The sequence below is a fragment of the Promicromonospora sp. NPDC060204 genome, assembly GCF_042728455.1.
Taxonomy (GTDB): domain Bacteria; phylum Actinomycetota; class Actinomycetes; order Actinomycetales; family Cellulomonadaceae; genus Promicromonospora.
Genome location: NZ_JBHWZO010000055.1, coordinates 16,832 through 27,938 on the forward strand (window position 1 = coordinate 16,832; position 11,107 = coordinate 27,938).

Genomic DNA, 11,107 nt, shown 5'->3' on the forward strand with positions numbered 1-11,107 from the left:
TATCGCGCCGACCTGGCCGCCCGCTGGTCGATGTGAGGATGGACCCGTGGAACGACTGAGCGTCTGGGCCCCCGACGGGCTGCCCGAGATCACCCCCGGCGACGACCTCGGTGAGCTGATCGCCGACCTCCTGGCAGGCCTGGAGGAGCAGGACCGGCCGCGCGACGGCGACGTCGTCGTCGTGACCTCGAAGATCGTGTCCAAGGCCGAGGGCCGCGTCGTGGCCGCCGACGACCGCGAGCAGGCGATCACGGACGAGACCGTCCGCGTGGTCGCCCAGAGGCAACGTCCTGGGCTGCCGCCGCTGCGGATCGTCGAGAACAAGCTCGGACTGGTGATGGCCGCGGCGGGAGTGGACGCGAGCAACACCCCGGAGGGCACCGTGCTGCTGCTCCCCGTGGACCCCGACGCGTCGGCCCGCACCGTCCGGTCGGCGCTGACCCAGCGGCTGGGCCTGGGGCGGATCGGGGTCGTCGTCACCGACACGGCCGGCCGGCCCTGGCGCGACGCGCTGGTCGACATCGCGATCGGCTGCGCGGGCATCAGCCCGACCGACGACCTGCGGGGCAGCACCGACACGCACGGGCGGCCGCTCAACGTGACGGTCACCGCCGTCGTCGACGAGATCGCGGCGGCGTCCGAGCTCGTGCGCGGCAAGTCCGCGGGCCGCGCCGTCGCCGTCGTGCGCGGCATGGGCCGGCACGTCACCGCCGAGGACGGCCCCGGCGCCCGCGCGCTGGTGCGGGCCAGCGCGGACGACCTGTTCCGCGAGGGTTCGGCGGAGGCCTACGCCCGCGGCCTGGCGGACGGCCGCGCGGAGGCGGACGCCGGCTGACGTCGACGCCGACCGACCAGCCGACCGACCAGCCGACTGACTCACCCTCTTGGTATGCCGAGTCAGCAGGCTGGTCGGACCATGCCCCTGACTCGGCTCGTGCCGTGCGCCGAGTCAGCTAGTTGGTCGGACCCCACGCCTGACTCGGCATCCGGCGTGGGGTGAGTCAGGGGTGGGGTCCGACCCGCTACAGCGACGGGCGGCGCGACGTCATCCGGACGACGGGCGACGCGCCGTCGGACTCCTCGGCGGTCACCGTCGCGGACCAGTCGGGCTCCGGCTCGCCGTCGTCGACCGGGTCGGACGGCGTCCCGGCGGGAGCCTCCGCCGCGGTCGCCGGCGGAGCCGCAGACGGGGTCGGAACGGGCGGCGGCGGGGGTGTGACCGACGTCAGCGGCTGGAGCCCCGTCGGGGCTGGCCCGGGCGGCGGAGGCGGCACCGCGGGGAGACCGCGCGCCGGCGTCGCGGCGGAGCTGCCGGCCGGGGCGGACGCGTTCGCAGGGGCTGCCGCGCCGGGCGCCGAGCCACCGGCAGGAGTCGCCGGGGGCACCTGTGCGCTCGGCGACGGCGTAATCGGCGTCGGCGAAACGGGCGCCGGCGAGACCGGCGTCGGCGCAACCGCCGCCGGCGCAACCGCCCCAGCCCCACCACCGGACCCGCCCCGGGTCGCGGAGGCGACCGGGTCGACGTCGGGCAGCGGGGTCTCCAGGAGCACCACGTCCACGCGCGACTCCCGCATCTCCCGGCAGGTCGCCAGGCCGATGCCGCCCACGTAGTCCTCCAGCGTCTGCAGCAGCTTGAGCGGCGTGGCCAGGATCATGTGGAACCCGAACGCGGTGAACGTGTCCATCGCGGTGCGCGTGAACGCCGTGTCGGCCTTGTCGAAGGCTTCGTCCAGCAGGATCGTGCCGTAGGCGGGCGTCGCCGAGTCGGAGACACCGGCGAGCTGGTAGCGCAGGGCGGCGGCCAGGCAGAACACCACGAGCTTCTGCCGCTGACCGCCGGAGAGGCCCGCGGAGGAGTCGTGCACGGCGAGCGCGATGCCGCCCGCGGTGACCTCGACGCCGGTGAAGTGCACGTGCCGCCGGGTGTCCAGGCACAGGGTGCGCCAGGCGCGGTCGGCGGGGTCGCTGGAGCCGAGCCGGCGCACCAGCCGCTCCAGCACCTCGTACTCCGGCTCGGTGTCGCCGGTGAGGGTGTCGAGCGTGGTCAGGAACTCCTCGACGGCCGCCGGCCGCCGCTCCTTGACCCGGATCTCCAGGAACCGGTCGGTGTCGAACGGGGACCGGCGCAGGGAGGTGTTCACGCCGACGATCCGCTCGCGGATGGTCGCCGGCGCCTGCCGGATCTCGGCGGCGAGCTTGCGCAGGGCGCGGCGGGCCTGGTCGGTCAGCAGGTCCGAGAACCGGGCCTCCTGCTCGGGCAGCCGCGACGTCCGGATGCGCTCCAGCACCTCCAGGTACCGCGCCCGGTCGCCCACCTGGGCCGTCAGGTCGCGCGTGATGGCGGGCCAGCGGCGCCGGAACTCGGCCAGCAGCCCGACGATCTCCCGCTCGGCCGCGCCCGACGTGCGCAGCCCCGCCTCACGCTCCGCGTCCAGCGTGCGGGACACGGTCAGGGAGACGTCGTCGATCACCTCGTGCGTCACCGTCTTGCGGACGGCGGCGTAGCGCTTCTCCAGCTCGTGGCGGTGCGCGAGCGGGATCGCATTGGTCGGCGCGTCGCCGAGCTCGGCGACGACGTGCTCCAGGGACCGGCGGTGTGCGCGAGCCTCGGCGAGCGCGTCCGCGGCCTCCGCGGCGGCGGCGCGCGCCTGGTCGAGCCGGGTCTCGGCCGCCGCGACGTCCTGCGACGCCTGCAGCAGGTCCATCGTGCCGTCCAGCAGGCGGTCGAACGACGCCTGGGCGTCGGTCAGGTCGGCCTCGGCGGTCTCGATGTCCACCTCGCGCCACTCGCGGCGCGCCACGTGCCGCAGCGTGAGCTGGCGGCGCACGGCCTCGCGCTGCTCGGCGACGGCGTCGGCCACGGCCTCGTCGGCCTGAGCGAGGCGGGCCTGCGTCTCGCGGGCGAGCTCCAGGAGCTGGTCCAGGCGGTCGTCGGCGTCCCAGCCGAGCGCCCAGTCCTCGACGCCGGGCAGCAGCGGCTGCTCGATCTCCTCCGGCCCGTGCTTGATCAGGCCCTCGCGGGTCACGGCGCGCTCGTGCAGGTCGAGCCCGGCGGGCTCCTCGACGCACAGGTAGTCGTACTGCTCGGACAGGCGGCGGTGCAGCCAGCCCGACGCCGGGCCGTCCTTGACCTCGACCTTGTGCACCAGCGACGAGTCGTCCGTGGACCGCGGCGCGTCGTTGCGCACCCCGACCACGCGGTAGCGCAGCCCGGGACCGGCCTCGACGGCCCGCGCGACGGCGGCGCGGTGCGCGGGGGAGACCAGGACGAGCGTGGCCAGCGGGCGCAGGATCTCCTCGATCACGGGGCGCCAGGCGGCGTCCTCCTCGCGCACGCGCAGCAGCTCGGCCGCGAACGGGAGCACCGAGACGTCGAGCCCGGCGGCCTCGGCCACCGCCCGGCGGGCCGTGGCGAGCGCGGCCGGCACGTTTGTCTGGGTCTGCCGCACGGCCTGGATCCGCGTGGCGACGGCCTCGTGCCGCTGCCCGACGGCGGAGCGCGCCGCCAGGGCTTCGCGGATGCCGCCGTCCAGCGCCTCGGGCGCGCGGGAGCGGCCGACCGTGGCCACGGCGCCCGTCGCCGCACCCGTCGTCACGACGGGCAGGGTCTCGGTGGTGACCGCCGGGACGGCGCCGGTCGCGACGGCGGCCACCTGCCCCGTCGACGCGGCGGCCACGGCGGGCACCGCACCCGTGAGGGTCGGTACCGCACCGGTGGCCGGCGGCCGGGCGCCGCCCAGCTCCCACCGGGCCTTCTCCTTGAGCGCCGCGAACTCCGCGAAGGTCTCGGGCATGTTCATGCCCACGGACTCGAGGTCGGTCGCGAGCTCCCCGCGCCGCGTGCGGACCAGGGCGGCGATCTCGCCCGCCCGCTGCAGCCGGTCGGCCTGCGTGGCCAGAGCCTGCCCGCCGCGGGCGCCCAGCACGTTGACGGCCTGCTGGTGGGTGTTCGCGGCGACGTCGACCTCGGTGTCGGCGGCCTTGCGGTGGTGCTGCGCCCGCTCCTCCGCCGCCCGCGCGCCCGCGAGCGCGCCGTGGGCGAGGTTGAGCTTCCACGCGTCCTTGAAGGTCTCCAGCGAGCCGCGCAGCGTCGCCGCGCGCACCCCGGCCGCCGAACCCTCGTCGTACGTCCTGGTCAGCGCCGAGAGCCGGCCCAGGTGCTCGATCTGCCGGCGCGACGTCTCGATGTCGGCGTAGGCGCGCGCGACGTCGGCGAACTGCTGCACGGCCTCGGCCGCCAGCTCGAACGTGCCGGGCTCGTCCAGCATGTGCCCGCGGAACAGGTCGTCCAGGCTGCCCAGGTTCTTCGCCGACTGGGTGCGGTGCAGCAGCACCAGCGCCTGCTCCGAGCCGATGCCCAGCGCCTGCGTGAAGGCCGCCGCGAACGGCGCGTGCCGCTCGCTGACCGTCGCGTCGGGCCAGGCCGCGGTCACGCCGGCGACGTCGGGCCCGGAGCGCACGAACCGCTCGAAGTCCAGCAGCCCCGCTCCACCCGGCACCACGACGTGCAGCATAGACGGCGCCGACGAGCCCCGCGTCAGGTGGAACAGGCGGACGAGGGTGACGGTGCCGTCGTCGGCGTCGGTGCCGTTCGAGTACCGCAGCAGCACACCGGACCAGGTGGCGCCCTGGCGCAGGTGGTCGGCCACCACCTCGCCCGTGCTCTCGTCGGTCCGGTGCCGCCACGCCCCGCGCACGTACGAGACGACGTCGCGGTCGCCCGCCTCGCGCTCGGTGGCGGCCGTGCCGGCGGCGGCCACGTTGAACCGCAGGTGCTCGGGCGGGGTCAGCACCGCGGCGACGGCGTCGACCAGCGACGACTTGCCCGAGCCGGAGTGGCCCGTGAGCAGGAACCCCTCGCGCGGCACGGGCACCACGTGGTGCCCCGAGAACGTGCCCCAGTTGACCAGCTCGACGCGCGACAGGCGCCACTGCCCGGTGGGGGACGGGTGCATGGTCTTCATGCGCTCTCCTTCGCCAGCCGGACGTACTCGGCGCTCAGCGCCGCGACCTGGTCCGCCCCGAACACGGTCCGGAGCACGGGGGAGACCGTGCACCGGTCGCCGCTGAGCGGCTCCAGCATGCCCGACTCGATCAGCCGGGCCCACGTCGCGTCGAGCTGCCGGCTGAAGTCCATCGGCGAACCGCCGCCGCGCCGCCGGTACGCGGCGAGATGGTCGGCCGCCTCGTCGCGGCTGATCGCCACGCGGCCGTCCGACGAGTCCAGCAGCAGCGCGCGCAGGTGCAGCAGCAGCGCGGTGTCCAGGAACGTCAGCGCCACCTCGCGCACCACCTGCGGCGCGTCGGCCGCCGGCACGTCGCGCACGAACGCGACCTGCGCGTCGGCGTCGACCACCAGGTCGAGGTACTGGTCGGCGAGGCGCTCGCGGACCACGTCCTCGTGGGCCAGCAGCGCGCGCCAGGTGTCGGGCTCGGGCTCGGCCGCCAGGTAGGGGCCGCGCACGAGGCGCGCCAGGGCGAGGCGTGCGGGCGCGGGGAGCGTGCCGTGGTCGCCGGGCCAGAGGTGGCTGCCGGCGTCGCCGCCCGTTCCGGGCGCGCCGCCGCCCGGCGTCGTCGAGCTGCTGCCCGACGACGTGCCGGCCGGTCGCCCGGGGCGCGCGGTGCGGAGGTCTGCCGGGTCGGGCCGCGCCGGGCCGGATCCGGGTACGCCGGGTTCTGTCACGGGACATGCTCCTCGAACTGGTGCTGGGGTAGTGCGGCCCGGCGCGCGACGCCGCGCGAGGACCGCCAGCTGACGTCCTCGCGGTCGCCGGTGGGGGTGCCGTGCTGCTCGGCGAGCGTCAGCAGGCCGACGACGCTCGCGGCGCCCTGCGTGGCGGGGTGCGCGCCGAGCACCGAGCCGACCGTGGCCCGGCCGGCCCGGTCGACCACGTCGTTGACGTGCCCGCGCAGCTCGTCCACGTCGATCTCCGAGTCGCGGGCCATGGCGCGCAGCGCCGTGAGCGAGACCGGTCGCGGCGGCAGGGCCGGTGCGGCGGGCGGCGCCTCGGCGTCCTCCCCGCCGGGGTTGTGCGGCGCGAGGCCGCCCACGGACCGGGGCGCCACGGCGCCGAGCGGCAGGGTCAGGCGCAGCTCCGCGCCGGGCGCGACGTCGGGGGCCGCGGCGAGGGCGGCGTCCTGCGCCTCGCCGATCAGACGCCGCAGCGCGCGCTCGGCCGGGAGCTCGCCGGAGCGCACCGTGCGCTGCAGCGCGCGGCGCAGGGTGCCCATGGTGTCGGTGAGCTCGTCGGCGGCGTCCTGCAGGGTGGGCAGCAGGCGGCGCAGCGCGGAGGCCTCGCCGGGCGCCAGGTGGACGGAGTCGAGCACGCGGCCGAGGTCGTCCTGCGCGGTGTGCTCCGACTGCCGCAGCAGCTCGCGGAACCCGACCAGGCCGCGGCCCGCCTCGGACTCGGCGAGGTGGTCCACGCCGCGGTAGATGTCGTCGAGAAAGGTGTCGCGGGAGCCGTCGGACTCCAGGAGCCGGCGGCGCAGCTCGCGGTCGGTGCGCTCCAGCTCGGTGCGCACGCGGGCCAGGTCGGCGGGGATGTCGCCGGCCAGGGCCAGGATCTCGCGGGCCCGCTCGGCGGCGACGTCCGCCGGCAGGGCCTCGGAGTCGCCGCGCCGGGCGCGCTCGATCCGGGCGTCAAGGGCGGCACGCTCCTCCAGGAGGGCGGCGAGCCGGGCCTCCGGGTCGGGGTCGGCCTCGTCGGCCAGGCGGTGCAGTCCGTCGAGCACCGCGCCCAGGCGCGACGGCGTCACCGCGGGGTGCGGCCGCCGCAGGCGGGAGACGAAGCGGATGGCGAGCAGGGCGCCGTCGGACAGCTCGACCGTCTCCGCGCCGGGCTCGCCCCCGGACTGCGGGGCGCGCCGGCGCACCAGCACGCCCTCGTCGATCCACTCGGAGACGTAGAAGTAGCCGGAGTAGGGCAGCTCGAAACCGGCCCGGCGCAGCTCCGGCACGTCGTCGTCGATCCGGTCGGCGAGCTGCTCCACGGGCAGCCGGCGGCGGGACGCGCCGAGGTTGCGGTCGAGCAGCACGACGGCGGCCGCGGCATTCCTCGACCGCAGGAGCACCCACGCGGGGTGCTCCTGGAGAAGGGCGCGCACGGCGCGCGCCGCCTGGCCGCGGCGACCTGTCCCGTGCCCGGCGGCCGGCCGGGGCGCGGCGTCCCCCGGTGAGCTCGCAGTACCCATGGGGGCTGAGAGTAGTAGGCCAACGTGTCGGTGCGGCACCCCCGGGGGAAACATGGCGACACTTGCTCCGTCGCTGCGCCGCGACGGCCATAGACGTATAGAGTCAGGTCCCACAGGGCTTGCCGGAAAACAGATCTCTACTTTCCGGCAGGCCCTGTCGTGCGTCATGGCACGTTTCGATGGCAGAGCGTCGACGGGAGGGCACCTTGCTCACGAACGCAGCCCAGATCATCAGCCGGATCCGCGCCGAGCGAGAGCTCAGCATGAGTTCCCTGGCGGTGCTCGCGGGCGTGCCCACGTCGACGATCAGTCGTATCGAGTCCGGGCAGATCGAACCGACACTCGGAATGATCCGGCGCATCGCGCTGGGGGCCGGCTACCACCTCCACCTGCAGTACCTCGACCTGTTCTCGGGCAAGCTCGAGGACGACGTCGTCGCGGTCGCCGCCGAGCCGGCCGGCGAGGGGGAGGACGACGACGATCCCGCGCGCTAGGGCGGTTTCATCCGGTCCGCTACCTTGTCTGCGTATGGGATGTCGGTGCGGGGGGCACGGGGGCGCGGAGGTGCGACGACGGCGGTGCGTTCCCGATGAATGTGACATTGCACGCAATTCCAGTGGAAACCGGGCGTGCACTCTCACTCAGGTTGTGCCCCTCATTCCTCCGAGCAATATGGTCGTCATATGCCGAACGTCATGATCCCCGCCGAAGTGCGGGAGGACGTAGAGACACTGTGGGTGTTCCACGACCTGCAGCACGAGCCGCGGCCGGTCGACGTCGGCATCGGACTGGGTGGCCATGACCTCGGCGTCGCCGTCTACACCGCCGAGCTCTACCACGCGGGGCTGTTCCCCCAGATCGTCTTCACCGGCGCGAACGCGCCCACCACCGTCGACGCGTTCCCCCAGGGCGAGGCGCTCGGCTACCGCGACCGCGCCATCGCCGAGGGCGTGCCCGCGGAGGCGGTGCTGGTCGAGCCGGCCGCCACCAACACCAGCGAGAACCTTGAGTACAGCCGCAAGCTGCTCGCCGAGAACGAGGTCGAGCCGACCTCCGTGCTGCTCGTCTCGCACCCCTACCAGCGGCGACGCGCGTTCGCGACGGCCCAGATGGTCTGGCCGGACGTCGACGTGCTGTGCGTCTCCCGGCCCATGTCGCTCGACGCGTACGTGGGCACCATCGGTGACGCCGACCGGGTGGTCGACATGCTCGTGGGCGAGACGCAGCGCCTCACGCTCTACGCCGAGCTCGGGTTCATCTCCCACGAGCAGGACGTGCCCGCCGACGTGATGGGTGCCTTCGATCGGCTCGTGGCGGCCGGGTACACGTCGCGGCTGGTGGAGGACCGCCGTCCGATCGACGTGTGACCGCAGCCTGAGGCCCACGTCACGAAACGGGCTTCCGGGACATCCCTGGCGAGTCGCCGCGTTCTCCGTTACGTTCCGGGCATGCGCGAGGAAAACAAGCGGGGCAAGGATCCCAGGAAGTTCACCTGGCAGGAGATCCTCACGTTCGTCGCGGGCGCCGGGTACGTGGCCAGCCCGATCGACCTCCTGTCCGAGGGCGTGCTGGGCCCGCTCGGCCTCGGCGACGACGCCATAGCGATCGTCATCGCGGGCGTCACCCTCTACAAGGCCATCCGCCGGTTCCGCCAGCACCGCACCGTGCCCGGCACCACCGGGGACACGACGCCGGGCGGTCCCGCGCAGGGCGGCACGACGCCGGGTGGGGCGCCGCACGGCAAGACCGTGCCGGGGACCGCCGAGGACGTGACGCCGAACCGCAAGCCGCACCGCTGACCGGTTCGCCCGCTCTGGCCCGTCGGCCCGGGCGGGTCTAGTGTCGACGGCGTGACCGGCGACAACGCACCCAGGGTCCTCGTCGTCGGGGGCGGCCCCGCAGGCGCAGCCACGGCGATCGCGCTGCGGCGCGAGGTCCCAGGCGCGCACGTCACCCTGGTCGACAAGGCGACGTTCCCGCGCGACAAGACCTGCGGCGACGGGCTGGGCCCGGGCGCCCGGCGGGTGCTGGACGGACTGGGCCTGACGGAGCTGCTGAAGCCGTTCCACATGCCCATGTCGGTGGCGATCAGCGGCCCGGGCGGCGTCGAGGCGCTCGCGCGCGGCCCGCTCATGGAGGGCCGCGACCTCGCCGGGTACGTCACCCCGCGGCTCGCCCTGGACGACCTGCTGCTGAACGCCGCGCGCGACGCCGGCGCCGAGGTGCGCGAGGGCGTCGCGTTCGAGGGTCTGACGCCGGCCGACGGCGGGCGCGAACGGGTCGCCCTGTCCGGCGCCTCTGCCTCCGAGGAGACGTTCGACCTGGTCGTCGGCGCGGACGGGGCCTACTCCACGGTGCGGCGCGCCATCGGCGTCGAGCGCCCGTCCATGCGGCACACCCACATCGCGATGCGCGCCTACGGCCGGGTCACCCACCCGGACAAGCCAGTGAGCGACACCCTCCGGTTCGACTTCCTGGAGTCCCTCCTGCCGGTCTACGGCTGGGTCTTCCCGCTGCCCGACGACGGCGCGAACATCGGCGTCGGCCTCCCCGTGAACCACCTCAAGCGCCAGACCGCGCGCCACGGCCGCAAGCTGCGGGACCTCTTCGACCTGTACGTCGAGGACCTGGAGCGGCGGGGCTTCTCGGTGTCCGGGGTGGAGCGGGTCGCCACCCACCAGCTCCCGCACGCCGCCGCGCGTACCCCGATGACGGCCCCGGGGCGGGCCGCGGTGCTGGTCGGGGACGCCGCCGCGACGATCAACCCGCTCAGCGGCGAGGGGATCTTCTACGGGATGGCCGCGGGGGTGCAGCTCGCGGAGCACCTCGGCGAGCTGGACCGGTCCGGCGTGGCCTGGACCGGGGCCGGCCTGGCGGGTGCGCTGGCGGGGTTCGAGCAGGCGCACCGGCGCCGGTTCGCGCGGCACTTCCGGGAGTGCTACCTGGCACAGCAGCTCATGCGTTCCAAGACGTGGGCGGGGATCGCGACGCGCGCCGTCGCGTCGTCCGACGAGGCCATGGCGCACGTGGCGCTCATGCTGTTCGACGAGCAGTCGGCGGGGTCCCGGGGCCTGCTGCGCCTCGCGGCGCACAGCGTGCGGCCGCTGCTGCGGCACTGAGGAACGGGCGGCGGACGGCGATCGTTGACCACTCGGTCGGTCTGTCAGACTTGCAGACCCCGAAGCTCGGCGCCGCCTGAGATTCTCTCCGCTCCACCTGACTCGAGGACGACGATGTCACGCACCATCCGCCGGGCCGTTGCACGACTGATCTGGGCCGGCACCGGCTACCGGATGCGTTCGCAACCCGCCCCGACCAGGCCCTCCGTGTTCATCGGCGCGCCGCACACGTCCAACACGGACTTCTTCCTCATGCTGGCCATCGCCTTCGACATGGACCTTAAGATCCGGTTCCTCATCAAGGACTCCTGGTTCAAGGGGCCGATGGCCGGCATCATGCGCTCGCTGGGCGGCATCCCCGTGGACCGCAAGGACCCGGCCAGCATCGTCGACGAGATCCTGGCCGCCGTCGGCCGGGGCGAGGAGTTCCACCTGGTCGTGACGCCGGAGGGCACCCGCGGCGCCGGGTCGGGCTACTGGAAGTCGGGGTTCTACCGCATCGCCCTGAAGGCGGGCTTCCCGGTCACGCTCGGCTACGTCGACGGCGTCGCCAAGGTCGCCGGCCTCGGCCCGAGCATCGAGCTGACGGGCGACGTGAGCGCGGACATGGACGTGATCCGCGCGTTCTACGCGGACAAGTCAGGCGTCAAGCCGGCCAACCGCACGGAACCCCGCCTCCGCACGGAAGACCCAGCCTGACCCACCCGCTCTCCCCGCTCCACCCGCCCCGCCCCCTTCGTTGAGTGCTGGCTATTTGCGCTGTTCCGGCCGCGAAACGCGCAAATAGCCAGCAC

9 protein-coding genes are annotated in these 11,107 nt (G+C 74.6%); 6 read left to right on the forward strand and 3 right to left on the reverse strand.

Annotated elements, in window-relative coordinates; genetic code table 11:
- The first annotated feature begins 46 nt into the window (after nucleotides 1-46).
- Nucleotides 47-835, forward strand: a complete 789-nt coding sequence (gene cofE, locus ACFWEJ_RS09595) for a coenzyme F420-0:L-glutamate ligase (protein ID WP_377228975.1) — start codon at nucleotides 47-49, stop codon at nucleotides 833-835.
- Between the two features lie 187 nt (nucleotides 836-1,022).
- On the opposite strand, the gene ACFWEJ_RS09600 is transcribed toward cofE, so the two are convergent.
- The 3 genes from ACFWEJ_RS09600 to ACFWEJ_RS09610 are packed head-to-tail and all read right to left on the reverse strand — an operon-like array spanning nucleotide 1,023 to nucleotide 7,194.
- Complete coding sequence (locus tag ACFWEJ_RS09600) at nucleotides 1,023-4,964, reverse strand: ATP-binding protein (protein WP_377228976.1); 3,942 nt, start codon at nucleotides 4,962-4,964, stop codon at nucleotides 1,023-1,025.
- A complete protein-coding gene (locus ACFWEJ_RS09605) occupies nucleotides 4,961-5,683 on the reverse strand; it encodes a DUF4194 domain-containing protein (RefSeq protein ID WP_377228977.1) in 723 nt (240 codons plus the stop codon). Before ACFWEJ_RS09605 ends, ACFWEJ_RS09600 begins: the two co-directional genes overlap by 4 nt.
- Nucleotides 5,680-7,194: a DUF3375 domain-containing protein gene (locus ACFWEJ_RS09610; protein ID WP_377228978.1), complete on the reverse strand. Its 1,515-nt coding sequence runs from the start codon at nucleotides 7,192-7,194 to the stop codon at nucleotides 5,680-5,682. Before ACFWEJ_RS09610 ends, ACFWEJ_RS09605 begins: the two co-directional genes overlap by 4 nt.
- 206 nt (nucleotides 7,195-7,400) lie before the next feature.
- On the opposite strand from ACFWEJ_RS09610, the gene ACFWEJ_RS09615 reads away from it, so the two are divergent.
- The 5 genes from ACFWEJ_RS09615 (at nucleotide 7,401) to ACFWEJ_RS09635 (ending at nucleotide 11,012) form a co-directional block, all read left to right on the forward strand.
- A complete protein-coding gene (locus tag ACFWEJ_RS09615; protein WP_377228979.1) occupies nucleotides 7,401-7,688 on the forward strand; it encodes a helix-turn-helix domain-containing protein in 288 nt (95 codons plus the stop codon).
- Between the two features lie 201 nt (nucleotides 7,689-7,889).
- Nucleotides 7,890-8,561, forward strand: coding sequence for a YdcF family protein (locus ACFWEJ_RS09620; protein WP_377228980.1), 672 nt, complete (start codon nucleotides 7,890-7,892; stop codon nucleotides 8,559-8,561).
- Between the two features lie 81 nt (nucleotides 8,562-8,642).
- A complete protein-coding gene (locus tag ACFWEJ_RS09625) occupies nucleotides 8,643-8,993 on the forward strand; it encodes a DUF1232 domain-containing protein (RefSeq protein ID WP_377228981.1) in 351 nt (116 codons plus the stop codon).
- A gap of 51 nt (nucleotides 8,994-9,044) precedes the next feature.
- Nucleotides 9,045-10,313, forward strand: coding sequence for an NAD(P)/FAD-dependent oxidoreductase (locus ACFWEJ_RS09630; RefSeq protein ID WP_377228982.1), 1,269 nt, complete (start codon nucleotides 9,045-9,047; stop codon nucleotides 10,311-10,313).
- Nucleotides 10,314-10,427: 114 nt separating this feature from the next.
- The gene (locus tag ACFWEJ_RS09635) at nucleotides 10,428-11,012 is read left to right on the forward strand and encodes a 1-acyl-sn-glycerol-3-phosphate acyltransferase (protein WP_377228983.1); all 585 of its coding nucleotides are present in this window, start codon (nucleotides 10,428-10,430) and stop codon (nucleotides 11,010-11,012) included.
- Nucleotides 11,013-11,107 lie beyond the last annotated feature (95 nt).

Bases quoted from the DNA above. Each gene is read 5' to 3' on its own strand.
- ACFWEJ_RS09600 (WP_377228976.1), bottom strand. From the start codon at position 4,964: ATGAAGACCATGCACCCGTCCCCCACCGGGCAGTGGCGCCTGTCGCGC.
- ACFWEJ_RS09625 (WP_377228981.1), top strand. From the start codon at position 8,643: ATGCGCGAGGAAAACAAGCGGGGCAAGGATCCCAGGAAGTTCACCTGG.
- ACFWEJ_RS09610 (WP_377228978.1), bottom strand. From the start codon at position 7,194: ATGGGTACTGCGAGCTCACCGGGGGACGCCGCGCCCCGGCCGGCCGCC.
- ACFWEJ_RS09635 (WP_377228983.1), top strand. From the start codon at position 10,428: ATGTCACGCACCATCCGCCGGGCCGTTGCACGACTGATCTGGGCCGGC.
- ACFWEJ_RS09620 (WP_377228980.1), top strand. From the start codon at position 7,890: ATGATCCCCGCCGAAGTGCGGGAGGACGTAGAGACACTGTGGGTGTTC.